This window comes from Microbispora bryophytorum (assembly GCF_006874465.1).
In the GTDB taxonomy this organism is placed as follows: domain Bacteria; phylum Actinomycetota; class Actinomycetes; order Streptosporangiales; family Streptosporangiaceae; genus Microbispora; species Microbispora bryophytorum.
In genome coordinates, this window is sequence record NZ_VIRL01000016.1 from 1 (window position 1) to 21,576 (window position 21,576).

General features: G+C 72.0%; 18 protein-coding genes and 1 pseudogene. 13 read left to right on the forward strand and 6 right to left on the reverse strand.

From position 1 onward, the window contains the following. Positions 1-319 (reverse strand): annotated as a pseudogene (locus tag FLX07_RS25175) (hypothetical protein); the annotation flags it as partial. Between the two features lie 429 nt (positions 320-748). On the opposite strand from FLX07_RS25175, the gene FLX07_RS25180 reads away from it, so the two are divergent. The 5 genes from FLX07_RS25180 (at position 749) to FLX07_RS25200 (ending at position 5,367) form a co-directional block, all read left to right on the forward strand. After that, a complete protein-coding gene (locus tag FLX07_RS25180; RefSeq protein ID WP_142574050.1) occupies positions 749-1,051 on the forward strand; it encodes a hypothetical protein in 303 nt (100 codons plus the stop codon). 39 nt (positions 1,052-1,090) lie between these two features. Next, entirely contained in the window at positions 1,091-2,458 is a 1,368-nt protein-coding gene (locus FLX07_RS25185; RefSeq protein WP_142574052.1) for a cytochrome ubiquinol oxidase subunit I, read from the forward strand. Then, positions 2,458-3,471, forward strand: coding sequence for a cytochrome d ubiquinol oxidase subunit II (locus tag FLX07_RS25190; RefSeq protein WP_142574055.1), 1,014 nt, complete (start codon positions 2,458-2,460; stop codon positions 3,469-3,471). The genes FLX07_RS25185 and FLX07_RS25190 overlap by 1 nt, the downstream gene beginning before the upstream one ends. A 66-nt stretch (positions 3,472-3,537) precedes the next feature. After that, on the forward strand, positions 3,538-4,953 hold the full coding sequence (locus tag FLX07_RS25195; protein ID WP_142574056.1) for an MFS transporter: 1,416 nt from the start codon (positions 3,538-3,540) through the stop codon (positions 4,951-4,953). 24 nt (positions 4,954-4,977) lie between these two features. Beyond that, complete coding sequence (locus FLX07_RS25200) at positions 4,978-5,367, forward strand: MmcQ/YjbR family DNA-binding protein (protein ID WP_142574058.1); 390 nt, start codon at positions 4,978-4,980, stop codon at positions 5,365-5,367. Here FLX07_RS25200 and FLX07_RS25205 read toward each other — a convergent pair. The 3 genes from FLX07_RS25205 to FLX07_RS25215 form a co-directional block, all read right to left on the reverse strand. Continuing rightward, complete coding sequence (locus FLX07_RS25205; RefSeq protein WP_208762379.1) at positions 5,352-6,686, reverse strand: glycoside hydrolase family 6 protein; 1,335 nt, start codon at positions 6,684-6,686, stop codon at positions 5,352-5,354. The genes FLX07_RS25200 and FLX07_RS25205 overlap by 16 nt on opposite strands. Before the next feature lie 189 nt (positions 6,687-6,875). Continuing rightward, complete coding sequence (locus FLX07_RS25210; RefSeq protein ID WP_223853820.1) at positions 6,876-8,252, reverse strand: MFS transporter; 1,377 nt, start codon at positions 8,250-8,252, stop codon at positions 6,876-6,878. A 45-nt stretch (positions 8,253-8,297) separates the two neighbouring features. Next, positions 8,298-8,963 carry a GntR family transcriptional regulator gene (locus FLX07_RS25215; protein WP_142574060.1) on the reverse strand — a complete coding sequence of 222 codons (666 nt, stop codon included), beginning with the start codon at positions 8,961-8,963 and terminating at the stop codon, positions 8,298-8,300. Positions 8,964-9,289: 326 nt separating this feature from the next. Between FLX07_RS25215 and FLX07_RS25220 the strand changes: the two genes are divergently transcribed. The 5 genes from FLX07_RS25220 (at position 9,290) to FLX07_RS25240 (ending at position 15,938) form a co-directional block, all read left to right on the forward strand. After that, positions 9,290-10,582 (forward strand): dicarboxylate/amino acid:cation symporter, encoded by a 1,293-nt coding sequence (locus tag FLX07_RS25220; RefSeq protein ID WP_142574062.1) that lies wholly within the window; start codon positions 9,290-9,292, stop codon positions 10,580-10,582. 211 nt (positions 10,583-10,793) lie between these two features. Beyond that, the gene (locus FLX07_RS25225) at positions 10,794-12,431 is read left to right on the forward strand and encodes a M1 family metallopeptidase (protein ID WP_142574063.1); all 1,638 of its coding nucleotides are present in this window, start codon (positions 10,794-10,796) and stop codon (positions 12,429-12,431) included. Positions 12,432-12,533: 102 nt separating this feature from the next. Continuing rightward, complete coding sequence (cseB, locus tag FLX07_RS25230) at positions 12,534-13,301, forward strand: two-component system response regulator CseB (protein WP_223853821.1); 768 nt, start codon at positions 12,534-12,536, stop codon at positions 13,299-13,301. 1 nt (position 13,302) lies between these two features. After that, entirely contained in the window at positions 13,303-14,652 is a 1,350-nt protein-coding gene (locus tag FLX07_RS25235; protein ID WP_229689604.1) for a sensor histidine kinase, read from the forward strand. A gap of 242 nt (positions 14,653-14,894) precedes the next feature. Then, positions 14,895-15,938 (forward strand): D-alanyl-D-alanine carboxypeptidase family protein, encoded by a 1,044-nt coding sequence (locus FLX07_RS25240; protein ID WP_142574065.1) that lies wholly within the window; start codon positions 14,895-14,897, stop codon positions 15,936-15,938. A 67-nt stretch (positions 15,939-16,005) separates the two neighbouring features. On the opposite strand, the gene FLX07_RS25245 is transcribed toward FLX07_RS25240, so the two are convergent. Next, entirely contained in the window at positions 16,006-16,698 is a 693-nt protein-coding gene (locus FLX07_RS25245) for a TetR/AcrR family transcriptional regulator (protein WP_142574068.1), read from the reverse strand. Between the two features lie 54 nt (positions 16,699-16,752). Here FLX07_RS25245 and FLX07_RS25250 point away from each other — a divergent pair, with 54 nt between their 5' ends. Together FLX07_RS25250 and ligA are read left to right on the forward strand one after the other, a co-directional pair. Beyond that, a complete protein-coding gene (locus tag FLX07_RS25250; RefSeq protein WP_142574070.1) occupies positions 16,753-17,871 on the forward strand; it encodes an FAD-dependent oxidoreductase in 1,119 nt (372 codons plus the stop codon). Between the two features lie 76 nt (positions 17,872-17,947). Next, positions 17,948-20,047 carry an NAD-dependent DNA ligase LigA gene (gene ligA / locus FLX07_RS25255; RefSeq protein ID WP_142574073.1) on the forward strand — a complete coding sequence of 700 codons (2,100 nt, stop codon included), beginning with the start codon at positions 17,948-17,950 and terminating at the stop codon, positions 20,045-20,047. Positions 20,048-20,147: 100 nt separating this feature from the next. On the opposite strand, the gene FLX07_RS25260 is transcribed toward ligA, so the two are convergent. After that, positions 20,148-20,615: a tetratricopeptide repeat protein gene (locus FLX07_RS25260; RefSeq protein ID WP_142574075.1), complete on the reverse strand. Its 468-nt coding sequence runs from the start codon at positions 20,613-20,615 to the stop codon at positions 20,148-20,150. Positions 20,616-20,822: 207 nt separating this feature from the next. On the opposite strand from FLX07_RS25260, the gene FLX07_RS25265 reads away from it, so the two are divergent. Continuing rightward, a complete protein-coding gene (locus FLX07_RS25265) occupies positions 20,823-21,245 on the forward strand; it encodes a winged helix-turn-helix transcriptional regulator (RefSeq protein ID WP_142574077.1) in 423 nt (140 codons plus the stop codon). The last annotated feature ends 331 nt before the right edge of the window (positions 21,246-21,576 follow it).

The following is a 21,576-nucleotide window of genomic DNA, read 5'->3' on the forward strand; positions in this document are numbered from 1 at the left end:
GGCCGGCGAGGGTGGTGAACAGGCCGCCGAGGGTGTGGTCGGCGGTGCCCTTGAGGAAGCCGGCGGTGGGGCTGGCGCCGTTGGTCCAGGCCTTGGCGGCGGGGGTGGCCAGGCCCCAGCCGAACAGTTTGTCCAGGAAGGCCCACAGGAACACCCAGCCGATGGCGATGCGGGCGGCGGCCCACACGTAGCGGACCGGGCCGGCGGTGGTGGCGGGGATCGTGTCGCCGTGTGTGCGGGGGGCGGGGACGGTGACGGCGGTGGGAGCGGCGTCGTGGAGGCGGTGGTTCCTCTGGTTGCGCTCTTGGGTGGTGGCCATGACCGGCCCCTTTCAACGTCTTTGCTCTCTTGGTGACGTCTCAAGGAAACCGCGATCGCCGGGTGTGCCACAGGAGCCGTACGGCACGCTCCGGCCGTCCCGAAGTCCCGTGATCGCGGGACCTTCGGCCCAACGGGTTCCCCGGCTGAGGAATGCCGGCGGAACGGATGACGCGGGACCCGTACGGAAAGGTCCATGGGCCCTGCCCGGCCGGTCCGGCAGCCGGGCACCGTTGGACGAGTCCGGCGGTGCGACCGGTCCTCGGCGCTCTGGAGGATCGACGCGCAGTGGGCAGGCACGGCGCGGTGCCTCAAACGCCGGTAGAGGCTCTCGTCGGCTTGCGCAAAAGCCGGTCGCGGCGCTGCCTCCGGTGCACGCGCGGGGGTACCAACCCACCAGTCCGTGGTTTCCGAGGAGGGGAATCCTCCCATGAGCACAATGACCGAGCACCATCCGCACACGGAACACGATCACCGGCATGGGCCGGAGTGCGGCCATGTCGCGGTGCCGCACGGCGACCACGTGGACTACGTCCACGACGGCCACCTGCACCGGGTGCACGAGAACCATGTCGACGAGTGCGAGGCGAGCGGGCACGCCGTGCACGACGTGCACGATCACGAGCACGGGCCCGAGTGCGGGCACGTGGCCGTGCCGCACGGCGACCACGTCGACTACATCCACGACGGGCACCGTCACGTCCGCCACGACGGTCATTGGGATGACCACTGACCTCAGCCCCAGCCGGGGTCTGCCGGCGGGGAGCGGACGATGCGACCGGCGCTCGCGGCGCCGCTGATCGCCGCGACCGGTCCGGCGGGCGGGGCCGACCTGGTCGCGGCGCGGACCCAGATGGCCCTGTCCCTGGGCTGGCACATCATCGTCGCGTGCCTGGGGGTGGGCATGCCCGCCCTCCTGCTGTTCACCGAGTGGCGGGGGCTGCGCCGAGGCGACGACGACTACCTGCGCCTCGCCCGGCGCTGGGCGAAGGCGGTGGCCGTCCTGTTCGCCGTCGGGGCCGTGTCGGGCACGATCCTCAGCTTCGAGATGGGCCTGCTGTGGCCGGGCCTGATGGGCGCGTACGGCCAGGTGATCGGGCTCCCGTTCGCGCTGGAGGGCATCGCGTTCTTCCTTGAGGCGATCTTCATCGGGATCTACCTCTACGCGTGGGACCGGCTCTCGCCCAGGGCCCACCTGCTGAGCGGGGTGCCGGTGATGGTCGCCGGTGTGGCCTCGGCGTTCTTCGTCGTCTCGGCCAACGCGTGGATGAACCAGCCGCGCGGTTTCGTCCTCCAGGGCGGCCGCGTCACCCACGTGTCGCCCTGGGCGGCCATGTTCAACCCCGCCACTCCGCCGCAGACCATCCACATGATCGTCGCGGTGTTCATGGTGTCGGGCTTCGCCACCGCCTCCGTCTACGCCGTGGCTCTGCTGCGCGGGCGGCGGGACCGCTACCACCGCCTCGGCTTCCTGGTGCCCTTCACCGTCGCGGGGGCGCTGGCGCCCGTCCAGATCCTGGTGGGCGACTACGCCGCGCGTTTCCTCGCCCGCTACCAGCCCACCAAGCTCGCCGCCATGGAAGGACTGACCAGGACCGGCCCGCACGCGCCGCTGAGCGTCGGCGGGATCTTCGTGGACGGCCGTCTGCGCCACGCATTCGAGATCCCCAACGGACTGTCGCTGCTGGTGGGCTACAGCCCGGACACCGTCGTGCAGGGGCTGGACCGCACGCCGCCCGCCGACCGGCCGCCCGTCACGCCGGTCCACCTGTGCTTCGACGCGATGGTCGGCATCGGCGTCCTGCTCCTGCTGCTGGCGGCCTGGCTCGCCTTCAGCTGGTGGCGCCGGCGCGAGATCCCGCACTCCCGCCTGTTCCTGTGGCCGGCGGCCGCCTCCGGCGTGCTCGCCGCCGTCGCCGTCGAGGCGGGCTGGGTGGTGACCGAGGTCGGCCGTCAGCCGTGGGTCGTGTACGGCAGGCTGCGCACCGCGGACGCGGTCAACCCCGCGCCCCATCTGTGGGCGGGACTGCTGCTGCTGGTCGCCGTCTACACGGTCCTCACGGTGTCGACGGTGTACGTGCTGCGGCTCATGGCCCGCGCCCGGCCGGTGGCCGCGCCGCAGGAACGGGAGACGGCCTGATGGAGGCGGCGCAGGTCCTGCTCGGGGTCATGTGGGCCGGCCTGACCCTGTACGCGCTGCTCGGCGGCGCCGACTTCGGCGGCGGCCTGTGGGACCTGCTGGCCGGGGGCAGCCGGGCGGGCCTGCCCCAGCGGCGCCTCGTCGAGCACTCGATCGGCCCGGTCTGGGAGGCCAACCACGTCTGGCTGATCTTCGTGCTCGTGGTGTTGTGGACCGGTTTCCCGCCGGTCTTCGCGGCGGTGATGTCCACGCTCTACATCCCGCTCACGCTTGCCGCGTTCGGGATCATCGGCAGGGGAGCCGCGTTCGCGTTCCGCAAGAGCAGCACCGAGCTGTGGCAGCAGCGCCTGTTCGGCGCGGCCTTCGCGCTGTCGTCGGTGCTCACGCCGTTCTTCCTCGGCACGGTGGCCGGGGCCGTCGCGTCCGGCCGGGTGCCGCCCGGCCTGGCCAGGGGAAGCCTGGTGGGCGCGTGGGTCAACCCGACCTCGATGCTGGGCGGCGTCCTGGCGGTGGCCGTCTGCGCCTGCCTGGCCGCGGTCTACCTGTGTGACGACGCCGTGCGCTCCCGCCTGCCCGGAATGGCCGAGGTCTTCCGGCGCAGGGCGCTGGCCGCGGCCGCGGTCACCGGTGTGGTCGCCCTCGGCGGCATCGGGGTGCTGCGCGCCGACGCCCCCCGGCTCTTCACCGGCCTCACCCACCGCGCGCTGCCGCTCGTGCTGGCGAGCGCCGTGCTCGGCGTCGCCTCCATCGCGCTGCTGTGGCTGCGGCGCTACCTGCTCGTCCGCGGCACCGCGGCCCTGGCCGTGGCCGCCGTGATGTGGGGGTGGCCGGTGGCGCAGTATCCGCTCATGCTGCCGCCGGCGGTGTCCTTCCGGCAGGCGGCGGCGGAACCGGCGGTGATCACGGCGGTCCTCGCCGTCGCCGGGGCGGGCGCGCTGCTGGTGCTGCCGTCGATCGCGTGGCTGCTCGCCGTCCAGCACCGCCTGCCGTTCGAGCGGGGCGGCCCCGGCTGAGCCGCGCCGACGGCCGCCGAGGGCCGTCCCTACCTGCGGAGATAGGCTGGGCGAAGGGGTCGGAGAATGCGTGATCTGTTGCGGGAGTCGCGCCGCCCCCACCGCGTGCGCGAGCACCCGTACGCCCCCTGGTTCGCCGTGGGCGCGGTGTGCATCGGCGCGTTCATGGGACAGCTGGACGCGAGCATCGTCACCCTGGCGTTCCCGGCGCTGGAGCGGGAGTTCGGCGCCTCGCTGGCGGCCGTGCAGTGGGTGTCCCTGGGCTACCTGCTGGTGCTGGTCGCGTTGCTGGCCGGGGCCGGCAGGCTCGCCGACGTGGCGGGCCGAAAGCTGGTCTACCTCTACGGCTTCGTCGTGTTCACGGTCGCCTCGGCCGCCTGCGGACTGGCGCCGTCTCTGGCGGTGCTGGTGGCCTGCCGGCTGGTGCAGGCGGCGGGCGCGGCGATGCTCCAGGCCAACAGCGTGGCCCTGGTCGTGTCGAGCGTCCCCCGGGCGCGGATGCGGGCCGGCCTCGGCATGCAGGCGGCGGCCCAGGCGCTCGGCCTGGCCCTGGGGCCGGCCCTCGGCGGAGTGCTGGTCGCCACGGCGGGATGGCGCTGGGTGTTCTGGATCAACGTGCCGGTCGGCTGCGCGGCCGTGGTCGCCGGGCGTTACCTGCTGCCGCGCACACGGCAGCGGGGGAGGGGCGGCCGGTTCGACTGGCAGGGGCTGATCCTGCTCGCGGCCTCCACCAGCGCCCTGCTGCTCGCCGCCTCCGTGATCTCGGGCTTGGAGCTGCCGTCCTGGTCGGTCCCCGTCCTGCTCGCCGGCGCCGCCGGCGCCGCGATCGGCTTCTGGCGGTGGGAGGCGCGGGCGCCGTCCGCGCTCATCGACACCGCCCTGCTCCGCGACCGGGTCGTCGCTGCGGGGCTCGCCGGAGCGCTGGGCGGCTACCTGGTGTTGTTCGGCCCGCTGGTGTCGATCCCGCAGGTCCTCGTGGCCGGTGGGACCGGCGAACTCGTCGCCGGCCTGGTCCTGACGGCCCTGCCCGGGGGCTTCGCGGCGAGCGCCCTCATAGGCGACCGTCTGCTGCCCCGGGCCTGGGGCGACCGGCGCAGGTGCGTCGTCGGCGCCGTGGCGGCGGCCGCCGGCTGCGCGCTGCTGGCCGCGGATCCCGCGGCCGAAGGCTGGGCCGTGGCCGGCCTGGCGCTGACGGGCGCGGGGCTCGGCCTGTTCGTGCCCGCCAACAACACCGTCGTCATGGCCGCCGTCCCCGAACGGGTGTCCGCCACGGCCGGCGGCATGGTCAACATGGCGCGCGGCATCGGCACGGCGCTCGGCATCGCCGCGGTGACCCTGGCCCTGCACCTCGCGGGGGGCTCCCACGCGGCGGGCGCCCACGCCGCCCCGGCCGTCCTGGCGGCCGTGGCGCTGCTGGCCGCCCTCACCGCTTCGGGCAGGGTGGTGCGGCCGGGGGCCGGCCCCTACCCTGGTCGCTCATGACGAGCGTGCGAAGGGGCGATCCGCGTGAGCGATGAGGATGTGGCCGCTCTGCTCCGGGAGATCTGCCTCGGCCTGCCGGAGGCCGTGGAGAAGCCGTTCGGGGGCCACACCGCGCCCTCATACCGGGTCGGCGACAGGTTGTTCGCGATGACCGGTGAGGACGGGCGGTCGCTGACGTTCAAGGCCGGGCCGGGGGTGCAGGACGCCCTCGTGGCCTCCGACCCGGAGCGTTTCTTCGTCCCGCCGTACGTCGGCCGCAACGGCTGGGTGGGCGCGCGCCTGGACGTCGGGCAGGACTGGGACGAGATCGCCGGTCTGATCGAGGACAGCTACCGGCTGATCGCGCCGAAACGGCTGGTCCGGCTCCTCGACGAACGACCGGCTATTCGGCCGACGCCTCACAGCGGCGGGTAGGCGTTGGCGAGGAGCTGCTGGAACTGCGCCCCGAACCACTGCCCGGCCTGCGGGGCGTACGGCAGTGCTCCGCTGGGCAGGTAACCGTCGGTCACCTGGGCGTACGCGGGATCGCACATCGGGTCGGGCCGGATGCCGTCGGGGGTCGTGACGTTCGTGCCGGAGCCGTCTGAGACACCCGGGGGCTTGATCCACGCGTACGCGTCGACGCCGGCGGCGGGGATGGCCGTGGGCCGCGCGCCGAGCCCGGCGCCGGCCTGGTTGCACCAGTTGCCGACGCTGTGGCGGCGGTCCGTCCGGGACTCGTCGACGAACCGGTTCACGTCGGTGGAGGTGCTCGTGCGAGCCGGGCGATACGGGCCGCCCCAGCCGCTGCGCGAAGTGTCGATCACCATGCCGATGCCGGACCCGAAGCCGGCCGCGATGAGCCGCTGGCGGAACGCCTGGGCGAACGACAACTCGTCCACGTAGTCGTTCCCCGCCACCCACCGTGAGCTCTTCACCGCCAGGCCCATGTGGGTGTTGTAGTACGGCTCGACCAGGGCGCCGTAGCCCGCGACGTTCACCGTGAAGCCCTCCACGGGCGTCGGGCCGCCCCCGCTCGCGCCCGCGATGCTCGCGAGCAGGTCCGCGGCCCGCCCGAAGTTGTCCGGATGGCCGACGACGCCGCGACCGGAGGCGTCGAGGTAGACGTACACGTTGGGGATGGCGTGCAGCCGGGTCACCGCGTACCGCACCGCCGCGGGGTAGGCGCCGCTCGCCTGTACGGCGGAGCAGCGGGAGGTGGCGGCGGGCAGGAGCAGGCCGGGCAGGAAGTCGGGCTCGACGATCGCCACGATGCGCAACCGCTGGTAGGCCGGGTCGGCGAGGATCTCGGCGATCGGGTCGACGTACTCGCTGCGGTAGCGGTTCAGGCCGTCGGACGTCACGCTGAAGTCGCCGTTGGAGACCAGGTGGGTGCAGTTCCGGTCGGGCAGGTCGTCGAGCACGATCTGGATCGTGAGCGGGGCCGAGCCGAAGGCGTCCTGCACGACGGCCTCGTTCAGATGCGCGCGCAGCCCGGGGGAGGAGGCGGTCCCCGCGATGAGGGAGACGCGGGGGAGCCAGACGCCGGTCGGCTGGCCGGCCACCGCCGCACCGCCGGGCTCGGCCGCGGCCGACGCCGACCACCAGGGATCGACGTAGCGCTCGGCGGCCACGTAGGGGTTGTCGACGCGGGTGTCCGCAGCTGCGGGGGTGCCCCCGAGTACCACCGCGACCGGCAGGAGGATCATCGCCGCGACCATCGCCGTGAGACGCGCTCCCAGCCGCACCGCCATGCCGCCTCCCACCCCGCGAGATCGTCGTCACCACGCACGATTCACCGGACGGGCGGGTGCGTACAGCGCCGTGTCGCGCCGCCCACCGTACGCTCGGGAGCGCCGGCGGGATCACCCGCTCTCAACTCGGCGAACGCCGTACCGGCCGATGCCGCTGCCCGCCGCCTCACCTGAAAGCTTCAGTGGTCGTCATCGCGCCGGGGCCGGGGGCTGGGTGACGCGGGCGCCGGTCACGACGAGGCCCAGGCAGACCAGGGCCGCGGCCGCCACCGCCGCCAGCATGACCGGGTAGGAGAGCCACGACGACAAGGTGGCCAGCACGGTGGGGAGCAGGAAGCCCGCGTAGGCGAGCATGTAGTAGATGCCGGTCAGGCCGGCCAGGTCGTCGGGGCCGGCCATGCGCTGGATCTCCAGCAGCCCGGAGACCACCGCGATGCCGTAACCGGCGCCCAGGACGGACGCGGTGACGGCCGCGAGCCACGGCGACAGCAGCACCGCGTTCGCCGCGCACAGCGCCGCGCCGAGGAGCATCACCGCCATCGCCGCCACCGGAGCCCGTCCCGTACGGGTTCCCGCCTCACCCTTGCCGGCCTCGCCCTTGCCCGCCTCGCCGTTTCTCGCCTCACGGTTTTCCCTATCACCGTGCAGCCACCTGGCCACCGGCTGCACGGCCGCGCCCGTGCCAAGGGCCAGCACGGTCAGCCCGGTCGCGTACGCCAGCCCCCAGTCCCCGACGCGGAAGCCCACCAGCTGGGGCATGACCGCGTACGCCAGTCCGGCCGCGCCGAACACCCACGGCGCCATCGGCAGGACCACGAGCCGGAACCGCCTGCGGGCCGGCGCGGGGACACGCAGGTCGTCGACCAGCGCCGTGAGGAGCTGCCGGACCGAACCCGACGCGTGCGCGAGCGGCGGCCGCGTCTCCGGCACCCGCAGGAGCAGCACGGGTATCGCCACGGTGATGAGGAGGTGGACGGCGTACGGGCTCACCATGGGCCACGGCCCCCACTGGGCCAGCACGCCCGCGACACCCGCGCCGAGACCGAATCCCGCCGTCTGGAACAGGGAGGAGCGGCGGGCGGCGAGCCCGCCGCCGGCCCCGCCCGACAGCTCCTTCACCCAGCTGCTGCCCACCGACATGGCGATGCCGACCGCGAAGCCGGTGATCAGCCGTCCCGCGTAGATGAGCCAGGCGCTCTGGCCGCCGAAGCTGAGCACCAGGCTCGCGACGGCCGAGGCGGCGGTGCCGGCCACCAGCACGGGACGTCGCCCGCGCCGGTCGGAGACGGGCCCGGCGAGCAGGAGCCCCGGCACGAGTCCGACGACGTACGCGCCGAGGAAGGCGTCGACGCTGAGCGTGGAGTAGCCGCCCAACCGGCGGTACATCAGCAGCAGCGGGGTGAACTGGTTGCCGCCCCAGCCGCAGGCGAACATCGCCGCGGCGACGGTCCGCCAGGAGTCCGGCCGGGGTGCTTGGGCGGGAGCGCGGGCAGGTGCGTGGGCAGATGCGGTGGCAGGCGAGGGGGCGGCTTGCCGGGGTTCCGGCATCCGCTGGGTTCGGGGCATGGAAAAGTCAGACCTTCGCGAGAAGTGTGCGTGAGGAGACGCGGGTCAGCGGTCGTCGCGGCCGGCGGCGTAGGGCGAGCCGTGCGTCGCGGTGAGATGACCGAGCAGGGCCGAGGCGAAGGCCGCGCTGTCGCCGTCGAGGAGGTGGCGGAGGAGGGCCTCGTGCTCGTCGGCCAGCAGGGACAACCGCTCCGGCCGTGGGCGCAGCGCGGTGATGCTCATCCGCCGCTGCCGGTCGCCGAGCGTGGCGTAGAACCGGCCGGCCAGCCGGTTTCCCGACGCTTCGACGATGCACCGGTGAAACGCCTCGTCCGCGTCGGCGAACCGGCCGATGTCCGCCGCCTCGGCGAGGGCCCGCTGACGCCGCAGCAGTTCCCGCATCCTCTCGTGGTGATCGCCGCGCAGGCCGATTCGCGCGATGCGCTCCGCCGCGGACCGCTCAAGGGCCAGCCGCAACTCCAGGACGTCCGCGGCCTCTCCCGGCGGCACCGGCACCACCACCGCGCCGCGCTTGGGGTGCAGCGCCAGCAGTTCCTCCGACTCCAGCCGCAGGAACGCCTCCCGGACGGGCGTTCTGCTCACGCGTACGCGTTCGGCGATCTCGCCCTCGCTGATGAGGCTCCCGCCGGGCAGTTCGCCGGACAGGATCAGCTCCTTGGTCACGGCGTACGCGGTGTGGGCGGCGGACGGGCGCTTCGCGGGATCGGCCATGCGAGGAGCGTAGCAGTCATAGATACAAGCTTGTATCTATGGGGCCGTCACGGCGGCCGGTGGCGCCGCCCGCCCTGACTGGAGGCTTTTCTCGCGCAGGGGAACGTGATACAGATCACAGAGGAAAGCGGAATTTTCAGTCGGTTGAGGAGGCTTTGTCGCGGTATGAGGTTCTTCCCGGTGATCGTGTGGCTCGTTGAGCGGCTGCACGTCGACCTGTGCCGCGTGAGCAGTCGTCTCTGTCCCTGAGCGCGGTCACCACTCCCTTCCCCCTCACCTCGCATGCCGCCTCGGCGTAAGCATGCCCTTCTGCCGGAGTCTCGTACGTGAAGAAACTCTCCTTTTCCCTGCAGTTGCTCCTCGGTCTGGTGATAGGCGTCGCCCTCGGGTTCGTCGCCCGCGCCGGTGACGTCACCTGGCTCACCGCCACCCTCACCGAAGTAGGCAAGATCTTCGTCCAGCTCCTCAAGCTCGCGGTCGCGCCGCTGGTCTTCACCGCGGTCGTCGTCAGCGTGGCCAACCTCCGGAACGTCAGCGGCGCCGCCAGGCTCGCGGGTAAGACGTTGCTGTGGTTCCTGATCACCTCGCTGATCGCGGTGGCCTTCGGCATCGGCCTCGGCCTGATTCTCAATCCCGGCCAGGGCGTCACCATCTCCACCGCGGGGGCCAAGGCCCCGGAGAGTGCGGGTAGCTGGCTGGACTTCCTGACCGGCATCATCCCGACCAACATCGTCACCGCCTTCACCGAGCTCAACGTCCTCCAGATCGTCTTCCTGGGGGTCGTCCTCGGCGCCGCCGCCCTGGCGGTCGGCGACAAGGCCGAGCCGTTCCTCGACTTCAGCCGGTCCATCCTCGACCTGGTGCAGAAGGCTCTGTGGTGGGTCATCAGGCTGGCCCCGATCGGCACCGCGGGTCTGATCGGCAAGTCGGTGGCCAGCTACGGCTGGGACCTGCTCGCCCCGCTCGCGAAGCTCAGCGCGGGTGTGTACATCGGCTGCCTGCTGGTGCTCCTGGTGAGCTACCCGGTGCTGCTCGCCTTCGTCGGCAAGGTCAGCCCGCTCACCTTCTACCGAAAGGCCTGGCCCGCGATCGAGCTGGCCTTCGTCTCCCGCTCCTCGGTCGGGACCATGCCGCTCACCCAGCGGGTCACCACCGAGCGCCTGGGCGTGGACCGCGGCTACGCCGCCTTCGCGGTGCCGTTCGGAGCGACCACCAAGATGGACGGTTGCGCCGCCATCTACCCCGCGCTCGCGGCGATCTTCGTGGCCCAGGTGTTCGGCGTCCACCTCGGTGTGGGCCACTACCTGCTGATCGCGTTCGTCTCCGTGGTCGGCTCGGCCGCGACCGCCGGTCTGACCGGCGCGATCGTGATGCTCACCCTGACCCTGAGCACGCTGGGCCTGCCCCTGGAGGGCGTCGGGCTGCTCCTGGCGATCGACCCGATCCTCGATATGATCCGTACCGCGACCAACGTCACGGGGCAGATGGTGGTGCCCGTCCTGGTCGCCCGTTCCGAGGCCCGTCTCGACGAGGCGGTCTTCAACGCTCCGCCGCAGCCTCTGGACGAGGCTCCCGTCGTGGTCCGCCCCGCGAAGGGTACCGAACCCGCCCTCGCCTGAGCCTCCGTCCCGTCCGCCGGTGGCGACGGCCTCGCCCGCGACTCCCGGTCGTGGGCGAGGACCGTCCGCCCGCCGGCGGCGGGCGGCATCGCGCGGTGATACACGCCTGAGCGGCAGCGGATACACGGTCTAGGCGGCGTCGACACATACCCCACCCAGCATGGGCACAGTGCGCGAACCGGCGCACCTTCTCCTCTGAGGTGGTTGATCGATGTCCTCTGCCCGCGTACCCGGCCTGCGACCGCGGCCCGGCACAGACAGCACGCAATCTCGCGAGCCGCAGCCGTCGGGCCCGCAGCCCCGGCCACGTCGGCGCCGCACGCGGGGATCGCTCACCGCGCTGGCCACGACGGGCGCGCTGGCGCTGGCGCTGTCCGCGTGCGGCGCGGTGGCCCGAGCCGGTGACACCGCCGCGACCGGCAGGAGCGACGTCCACGCCGGTGCGTCCGCGTCCGCCGCAGGCACGCCCCGGCCCGGCGCCCACAGTGCCGGCGACCCGCTCTTCACCTACCTCGGCAACGGCGGGTACGACGTCGTCTCCTACGACGTCCGGTACGACTACCGGGCCGGCACCACGAAGATGAACTCCTCCGTGCGCATCACGGCCACGGCGAAACAGGCTCTGTCCAGCTTCAGCCTGGATTCGAAGGTGGACCGCGTCGACTCGGTCTCCGTGCAGGGCGAGCGGGCCGCGTTCAAGGCGTCCGGCGAGAAACTCGTGATCACGCCGCGGCGTGCTCTGCGTGAAGGCGCGTCCTTCCGCGTCGACGTCTCCTACCGGGTCGATCGCAGCGATAACCCGCGGTCGCCCTCCTATCCGCCCGGGGCGCATTACCTGCAAGCCTGGGTCGAGAAGGACGACGGCTTCGCGGTCATGGGTCAGCCGGACCGCGCCCACATGTTCTTCCCCGGCAACGACCACCCCAGCGACAAGGCCCGCTTCACCTTCCGCGTCACCACGCCCAAGAACCTTCAGGCGGTGGCGAGCGGGACACTGCGGTCGCGCAGGACGACCGGGGGCCGAACCACCTACACCTACACCACCCGCGATCCCATCCCGACCGACGTCGCCCAGGTCGCCGTCGGCCGCTTCACGAAGGTGACGGCGCGTGGGCCGCACGGCCTGCCGATCCGCAGCTACGTCGCGACGGACAGCTACAAGGCGGCGAAGCCCCGGGTGGATGACATCCCCGAGCAGGTCGCCTGGGTGGAGAAGGAGATCGGCCGCAGGTATCCCTTCGAGACCTACGGGGTGCTGGGGGTGCCGGGCGGCTACGACGGCGTCGCTTTGGAATCCGCGACGCTCTCCACGTTCAGCGCCGAGGGACTGGCGAGCCCGGCCGCGGACATCGCACCGACCATGATCCACGAGTTGGTCCACCAGTACTTCGGTGACGCCGTCTCGGTGCGCAACTGGAACGACATGTGGATCAGCGAGGGCCACGCCGACTACTACCAGTTGCTCTATTCGGTGGACAAGGGGTATCGGAAGCTCGACGACGTCCTGAAGCAGCGCTACCAGTTCGAGTTCGACAAGCGGCTCGAATCCGGGCCCCCCGCGCGGCTCAAGACGGCGCAGGACGTGCTGACCGGCGGGAACAACGGGGGCCTGCTGATGCTCGCGGGTCTGCGGCACCAGGTCGGCGACTCCGTGTTCAAGAAGATCGAGCAGACGTTCTACGACCGATACCTGGGCAGGTCCGCGACCACCCGGGACTACATCGACGTGGCCAACCGGGTCAGCGGGCGCGACCTCACCTCCTACATCGAAGGCTGGCTCTACGGGGCCAAGGTCCCCCCGATGCCGGGCCACCCGGACTGGAAGCCCGCGAAGGCCCCGGCCTCCTGACGCTTCCCTCCACCGTCACGCCGTTAGAGGAGGGGAGCACCAAATGTGTTCTTATAAGCTCACAAGCACGCCATTCGCCGCTTTTAGGGAGATATTTCGGGTTTGGATGTCAGAAGCGGGCCGCAGACCCGGGTCACCGTACTGCTCGTCGAGGACGACGAGGTGATCCGCAAGACGGTCGGGATGGCCCTGGAGCGCTACGGCTACGAGGTGTCCACGGCCGGCGACGGCCTGACCGGCCTGGAGCTCTTCCGGGAGGGGCGGCATGACCTGCTGTTGCTCGATGTGATGCTGCCCGGCCTGGACGGCATCGGCCTGTGCCGCAGGGTCAGGGAGACCAGCCTGATCCCGATCCTGATGATGTCGGCGCGCGGCGACTCGCTGGATGTGGTGTCGGGCCTGGAGGCGGGGGCGGACGACTACGTCGTCAAGCCGGTCGACACCGGCGTGCTGGTGGCTAGGATCCGCTCGCTGCTGCGCCGGGCCACGTTCGCCCCCGATCGTGAGCCCGCTTCCGAGCCCGCTTCCGAGCCCGCTTCCGAGCACGGGCCGGACGATTCCCCGCAGCCCGCATCCCGGGGGACGGGCGACCTCGTCTTCGGCGAACTGACCATCGACACGCAGGGCCTTGAGGCGCGCCTGGCCGGCGAGCCGGTCGCGCTCGCCCCCACCGAGCTCCGGCTGCTGCTTGAGTTCGCGGCTCATCCGGGGATCGTGCTGGACCGGCAGACGCTGCTGCGCAACGTCTGGGACTACGGCTGGGACGGTGACAGCCGCGTCGTGGACCTGTGCGTGCAGCGGCTGCGCAAGAAGATCGGGTCCGACCGGATCGAGACCGTCCGCGGTTTCGGCTACAAGCTGCGGCGCTGACGTGAGCACCGAGCCCGCCGAGACCCGCCGTACGACGCGGGTCCGGCGGCGGACGCCGCCGGACCCCCTGCACCCGCCGGACCCCCTGCATCCGCCGCGCACCCGGGCGCCGCTGAATCCCCTGTCGGCACTGGACCCCCGATCGCTGCGATGGAAGATCGCCGCACTGGCGGCCGCGGCGTCCTGCGCGGTCGCCGTGGCGGTCGGGGTGCTGGTGCACACGACGACGTACGACTGGTCGCTCAATGTGGGCAGGGCCACTGCGCTCCAGGCCCTCATGAGCAAGGCGACCGGCGCCGGCGGCGGGGACGTGTCAGCCTCCGCCTCCGAGGACCCGGCCGCGCTCCCGCCGGAACTGCTGCGGCAGGTGGCAGTGGGGAAGACCGTCACCTGGTACGACGACACCAAACCCGACGAGCCATGGATGTGGGCGGCGGTCCGCGACAACGGTCGCGTGCTGGCCGTCAAGATGGACATGGGTGCCGAGCGGCGCAGCCTTCAGGCGCTCGACCGGCACATCGTCATGGCCACGCTGGCCGCTCTCGCGATCGTGATGCCCCTCGCGGCGCTGGTCGCCGAACTGTCGAACCGGCGCCTGCGGCGCGTGGCGGGAACGGTCCGGCGCATCGCGGGCGGAGACCTCGACGCCAGGATCGGGGCGGGGGGCCGGACCCGCGACGAGATCGGCGAGATCTCGGCGGCCGTCGACTCGATGGCGAGCGCCCTGCAGGAGCGACTGCTCGCCGAGCAGCGCTTCACCGCGGACGTGGCCCACGAGCTGCGTACCCCGCTGATGGGTCTGATCACCTCGGCGGAGTTGCTCCCGGAGGGAGAGGTCACCGAGCTGGTACGCGACCGGGTCGGGGTGCTGCGCGCGCTCGTCGAGGACCTGCTGGAGATCTCCCGCCTGGACGCGGGGGCCGAGCGGGCCGATCACGTGCCGGTGCCGCTGGGCGGGGTCGTCGAGGAGTCCGTGCGCCGGACCGGGCTGCCCGCCCGGGTGGAGGTGACCGCTCATCCCATGGCCGACACCGACCCGCGCCGTCTCGACCGGATCATCGCCAACCTGGTCGTCAACGCGCACCGCCACGGGCGGCCCCCGGTCGAGGTGAGCGTGCGCGGCACGACGATCGTCGTGCGCGACCATGGGCCCGGGTTCCCCGACACGCTGCTGGCAGAAGGGCCGCGGCGTTTCCGTACGGGCGCGAAGGAACGCGGCAAGGGTCACGGCCTGGGCCTGACCATCGCCCTCGGGCAGGCACAGGTGATCGGCGCCGCCCTCGACTTCGCCAACGCTCCGGACGGCGGCGCGGTCGCCACCGTCCGCCTCGAAGCCGGCACCCGCGACTGACACCCGGGCACACGGGCACCCGGGGCGCGGTGCCCGCCGGAAGGCCACCGGCGGGCACCAGCGGGCATTGGCGGGCATCGGCGGGCATCGGCGCGGAGCCGAGGAGCCGATACGCGGCGGATACACAGCCGCGCGAGTTTCGAGCGACCGCTGACGCACCGTCGCGGCAGCACGGAAATTCGCCCGGCCCAGGGTGGGTGACGTGCGCAAACGGCGCACCGACCACCCCGGAGGTGCCTTTCATGCCCCCAGCCCGCCTGTCCGCCGTTCCCGCCGGAGAGCGGCCGGGCGACCGCCCGGCCCTGCCGCTCCGCCGCCGTCGCACCCTCCGCCTCGCGGCCTCGATATGGGCCGTCATCCTCGTCGTCGCCGCCGTTCGCGGCTGCTTCGGATCTCCTGCGGGCGGCGAGAACACGACAGACGGGGGCCTCGCGGCCGGAATGGCGCTGCCCTGGCCGCAGGACGGCCAGACGAGCGTCGCGGTCGAAGGTCTCGGCGATCTCGGCAGCAAGGGGGAGCAGGAGCCCGTGCCGATCGCGAGCGTCACCAAGGTGATGACCGCCTACGTGATCCTCGGCGAGCATCCGCTGAAGGGAGCCGCCACCGGGCCGGTCATCGAGGTCGACAGGCAGGCCGCGGACGAGTCGTTGTCCCTTGAGGAGTCGAGCGCGCCGGTCAGGGAAGGCCAGAGGTTCACCGAACGTCAGATGCTCGAATTGATGCTGATCCCCTCGGGCAACAACATCGCCCGCCTGCTCGCCCGCTGGGACGCCGGAACGCAGGAGGCGTTCGTGGCGAAGATGAACCGGGCCGCCGCCGGTCTCGGCATGATTCACACCACCTACACCGGCGCCAGCGGCATCGAACCGACGACCGTGAGCACCGCCGTGGACCAGTTGAGGCTGGCCCGGCAGGTGATGAAGGACCCGGTGCTCCGCTCGATCGTCGCCAAGCCCAGGGTCACGATCCCCGGGATTCCCGGCGCGATCGTCAACACCAACACACTGCTGGGCAGATCGGGCGTGATCGGCCTCAAGACCGGTTCCACCACGCCGGCGGGCGGCGCCCTGATGTGGGCGGCCGAGGCGGCCGCCGCCGGCCGTACGTGGCTGATCCTCGGCGTCGTCCTGCACCAGCGCGCCGGCTCGCCCCCCGCGACCGGCCTGCAGGCCGCCCTCGACCGCAGCCGGATACTGATCGACGCGGTCCGTGAGTCGCTCGATTCGGTGGTCGCGGCACAGTCCTTCGAGCGCCGCCCGGTCGTTCACCCCCAGAGCCTGCCCTGATCCGGCCGAGCAGGTGGATGCGCGGTCCGGCGTCATGCGGCGCCGCGGACGTCACCTTGTCCGACCGTCACGCCGTCGGCCGGGCCAGTTTGGCGGCCACGGCGTCGAGGACCCAGTCCAGGCCGGTCGCGAAGGACACCTCGGCATCTACCTCCGTGCCGTCGTGCACGACCTTGGCCAGCGCCGGGAAGCGGCCCGTTGCCAGCATCCTCATCAGATGCGGGCCGGAGGCGCGCTGCCAGTCGCGGTCGGACAGGCCCGTGGCGCGCTCGGCCCGCAGGTTCGCGATCTCGCGCCTGATCGCGCCGGTGAAGTAGGCGCTGACGGTCTCGACGGCGCGCATGACGGTCTCGACATCGGCGAGGCCGTCGACGGCGGCCAGCGTGGCCTCCGTCACGGCGAGCGCGTTCGGGCCCAGAGCCGGACGGCCGCCGAGCAGGTCGGCCAGCCATTCGTGACGGCGGGTGGCATGCCTGGTGCGATGCGCGAGGCCACGCAACGCCTCCCGCCAGTCACCGGGCTGCTCCTCGGGGAGAATCTCGGCGTAGACCTCGTCCACCATGAGGTCGAACAACTCCTCCTTGGTGGAGATGTATCCGTACAGCCGCATCGGCCCGACGTCCAGCCGGGCGGCGACCTTGCGCAACGACACCGCCTCCAGCCCGCCCTCGTCGGCCAGCGCGACGGCGGCGGCGACGATGCGCTCCCGGTCGAGCGGCGCGGGGCGGGGCGGGGGCTCCGGCCGGTCCCACACAGTCATGGATTTCATCGTACAGTTGCGATACGCCGAATCAGTTAAATACAGTGTACCGACATGAGACATCGTATCGCTGTGGTCGGAGGCGGCCCCGCCGGCCTTACCTTCGCTCGCGTCCTGCACCGTCACGATCACCCCGTCACCGTCCTCGAACGCGATCCCGCCCCCGACGCCCGTCCCCCGGGCGGCACGCTGGACCTGCACGAGAAGTTGGGCCAGCTCGCGCTGGACAAGGCGGGGGCGCTGGCGGAGTTCCACGCGCTGTCACGTCCCGAGGGGCAGGCGATGCGCATCCTGGACACCGACGGGACCGTCCTGCGCGACTGGAGACCCCGCCTGGGTGAACGGGCCAACCCCGAGATCGACCGCGGGCAACTGCGTGACCTGCTGCTCGGCCCGCTGGACGTCCAGTGGGGGCGGGGCGTGGCCGAGGTGGTGCCGGGGACCCGGGACGGCGTGCTGGTCCGCTTCGCGGACGGGGGAGAGGAGGCGTTCGACCTCGTGGTCGGCGCGGACGGAGCCTGGTCGCGGGTCCGCCCGGCGGTCTCGTCCGCGACGCCGCACTACACCGGCGTCACCTTGGTCGAGACCTCCCTGGACGACGTCGACACCCGCCACCCCGACCTCGCGCGGCTGATCGGCGACGGTTCCGTGGCCGTGTACGGCGTGAACCGCGGCCTCGTCGCCCAGCGCAACAGCGGCGGGCACGTCAAGGTGTACGCCCAGTTCCGCGCGCCGCTGGACTGGCATCTGGGCCTGGACCCGGCCGACGCCGAGGCCGTGCGTGCACACCTGCTGGCTCTGTTCGACGGCTGGGCGGATCCCGCTCTCGACCTCCTCCGCCGAGGCGGCGCCTTCGTCCACCGTCCCCTCTATGTGTTGCCCGTGTCCCACACCTGGGCCCACGTTCCCGGGGTGACGCTGCTGGGCGACGCCGCACACCTGATGCCTCCGTTGGGGGTGGGCGCGAACCTCGCGATGCTGGAGGGCGCCGAGCTCGCCGAGGCCGTCGCCGCCGCCCCCGGCGATCTGGACGAGGCCGTCCGCGCCTTCGAGGAACGGATGTGGGCGCGGGCCGGCAGGTGGGCGAAGATGACGGTGGCCGGTCTGGAACGCCTCGTCAGCCCGGACCCCACCGACGCCCTCGCGCTCTTCGACGAGATCCAGGGATCCTGACCGCCGACGCGAGAGCGCCGGCCCGAGGCGGCGGCGACGGCCGCTTTTTGTCGGTCCCGCCCGGCACCATGACCGCATGACCGAAGCGCCCCCGATCGACGCGATCCACGATGAGACCGCCTACGCCGAGGCGGTCCAGCTGGCGGCCGACGCGGCCGCGGCCTACTACGGCGACGGCACCTCCCCGCTGGACGATGACGCCTACGACAGGCTCGTCCGCGGCATCGCCGCGTACGAGAAGGCCCACCCCGGCCACGTGGTGGAGGACTCGCCGACGGGCAAGGTCGCCGGAGTCGTGGGTGACGTCCCGCACATCGTGCCGATGCTCAGCTTGGACAACGTGTTCGGTCCCGAGGAGCTGGCCGGCTGGACCGCCTCACTGGAACGCCGCCTCGGCCGTCCGGTGACCGCATGGTCGGTGGAGCCGAAGCTGGACGGGCTGGCGATCGCCGCCCGCTACCGTGACGGCCGCCTCGTCCAGTTGGTCACCCGCGGCGACGGGAGCGCGGGCGAGGACGTCTCCCACGCGATCGGCACGATCGCCGGTCTCCCCGGGCGGCTGGCCGACCCGGTCACCGTGGAGCTGCGCGGCGAGGTGATGATGACCGCCCGGCAGTTCGAGGAGGCGTGCGCGAAACGGCAGGCGCATGACGGGACCACGTTCGCGAACCCGCGCAGCGCCGCCGCGGGCACGCTGAGGGCGCAGGACCGGCCGTACGTGTGCGAGCTGACCTTCTTCGGGTACGGCGCCTTGCCCCTGCCCGATGACACCTCCGACCTCGCGACGCGGCTCCGGCAGTCGCCGCACAGCCAGGTGATGGACTGGGTTGCCGGGCAGGGCGTGCGCACCACGGCCGGGACCGCGGTCGCCGGGATCGTCGCGACGACCGTGGAGCAGGTGTGCCTGCGCGTCGAGGAGATCGCGGCCGTGCGGCCGGAGCTGCCGTTCGGGATCGACGGCATCGTGGTCAAGGCGGATGATGCGCAGGATCAGGCCGAAGCCGGGTTCGGCTCGCGGGCGCCGCGGTGGGCGATCGCGTACAAGCTGCCCGCCGTGCAGAAGATCACGAAGCTGCTCGGCGTGGAGTGGAACACCGGCCGGACCGGTGTGATCGCCCCGCGGGCGGTTCTGGAGCCGGTGGAGCTGGACGGCTCCGTCGTGACGTACGCGACGCTGCACAACCCCTCCGACATCACGCGCCGCGGGCTGATGCTGATGGACAGCGTCGTCGTCTACAAGGCCGGCGACGTGATCCCGCGGGTGGAGTCCCCGGTGGTGCACCTGCGCACCGGCGACGAGCAGCCCATCGTGTTCCCGGAGGTGTGCCCGGCCTGCGGTGACGAGATCGACACCTCCCAGGAGCGGTGGAGGTGCGTGCGAGGCCGCGACTGCCGCGCGATCGCCTCGATCGGGTACGCGGTCGGCCGCGACCAACTGGACGTGGAAGGACTGGCCGACAACCGCATCCAGCAGATGCTGGACACCGACCTGATCGCCGACTTCGGCGACCTGTTCTTCCTCACCCGTGAGCAGTTGCTGGGCCTGGAACGGATGGGGGAGGTGTCCACCGACAACCTCCTGACCGCCATCGACAGGGCCAGGACCCGACCGCTGAGCCGGGTGTTCTGCGCGCTCGGGGTCAGGGGGACGGGGCGCTCGATGAGCCGCCGCATCGCCCGGCACTTCGGCACGATGGAGGCCATCCGCGCGGCGGACGCGGAGGGGTTCCAGCAGGTGGACGGCATCGGCCCGGAGAAGGCGCCCGTGATCGTCGCCGAGCTGGCCGAGCTGAGCGACCTCATCGACAAGCTCGTCCGCGCCGGGGTGAACATGGCCGAGCCCGGCGTGGCGGCGAAGGTCGGGGACGAGGCCGGCGGCGAGGGCGGCGCGACCACGGCGGCGCCGGGCGGCGACGAGCCGGGCGCTCTGCCACTGGCCGGGATGACGGTCGTGGTCACGGGCGCGATGAGCGGGCGGCTGGCGGCATTGTCCCGCAACCAGACGAACGAGCTCATCGAGAAGGCCGGAGGCCGGGCGTCGTCCGGCGTTTCGGCGAAGACCTCGCTGGTCGTCGCGGGAGACAACGCGGGATCCAAGCGGGCGAAGGCCGAATCCCTCGGCGTGCGGATCGTCTCCCCGGAGGAGTTCGCCGAGATGGTCGCGCGGCTGCTGTAGGCGACCTTGTCATCGGTGTGCAGCCACATCCGGCGAGCACGCTCCGGGCGCGAGGTCGCTAAGAAGATCGACAGCCGGCGCGGAGGTCGCCGGGGCGCGGTCAGGCGGTGGCCTCGCCCAGCTGTTCGGCCACCCGCTCCAGGCCGCCCCTGATGAGCTGCCCGTACTCGTCGTCGCCAAGCGCGCCGATCCCGGCCCGCGCCTGCCGGAGGTGCTCACGGGCGCGGTCGAGATCGCCCAGCTTGCGATAGCACTCGCTCAGGTTCAGGTGCAACGACGGATACAAGCCGGCCACGGAGAGCGGCACTCCAGCCTGGGCCACCCGCTCATCGGTGACGAGATCGACGGCGGCAAGCGCCCGCAGATCCCACATCAGCTCCTGGTGCACGTCGTCCTGCACGTCGGCCATGGAGTGGGCAAGGACACAGACATGCAGCGGGTCGCCCTGCTCGCCGCCGATGTCGTCCCAGATCTGCGCGAACAGGTCGCGAGCGGCTTCGCGCCGGCCTTGGTGGTGATGTAACTCCACCCCCTGGCCGATCCGGATCATCGTCGGGTCCGGCGTCATAGGCAGTCCTTTACCTTCGCGGCGATCGCGGTCAGCCTACTCGCCTGACGCGCGTGACGACCTTGAAGCCGCCGACCGGTCAGTGCGTCCTCCGTGGGCATGGCGCGGCTCCCCTGGGAGTTACCTCTGGTCACCGAGGTAGTCTTCGTCAACCGCTAACAGGAACATGACTTGGTCACCGTCAGGTGACGGAGGAGGCGGGAGCCCATGTCGCACCAGGCCGAGGCGGACAGGGTGCTGCGCTCGTTGGGCAGGGACTGTCTCGAGCACGACCCGGATGTTCTCCGATCCGTGCTGGACCGGGTCGGTGACAAGTGGAGCCTGATCCTCATCGGGCTGCTCGACAAGGGGCCGATGCGCTTCACGGAGTTGCTGCGGACGGCCCCCGGTATCTCCCGCCGCATGCTGACGCTGACGTTGCGCAGCCTGGAGCGTGACGGGCTCGTCAAGCGCGTGATCTATCCGGAGAGCCCGCCCCGGGTCGAGTACGAGGTCACCCCGTTCGGACGCACCCTGTCCGAGCCCGTCCTGGCGCTCACCCGGTGGGCGGCCGACAACCAGGACACGATCCGCGCCAACCGTCACGCCTTCGACAAGGCGGCCGGCTTCGACGGCGACGATCTCGGCTGAGACCTGGCCGGTTCACCTCATGTGACCACGGTTCAATTGAAGTTACCGATCAGCGGCGTGTACTCAGGATTCGGACGGTTTCGAGGCCGGCGGCGAGGTGGGGGTAAGGCCCCGCTCCATGCCACCGGCGTACGTACGGGAGCTGATCGGTATGTCTGACGTGCCGGAATGGCCGTCCGTCGCGACCCGGGCGAGGTAGGGGACGGGGATCCCGCCCGCCGTCGTGGTGACGGCCCGCTGGTTTCCCCCACCCCCTGAGCCGGCCGACGGCCGGCGATGATCCGCGCCCTGTCCCCGCTCGGCCAGGCCGCCTGACCCCGTGCCGGGCCGG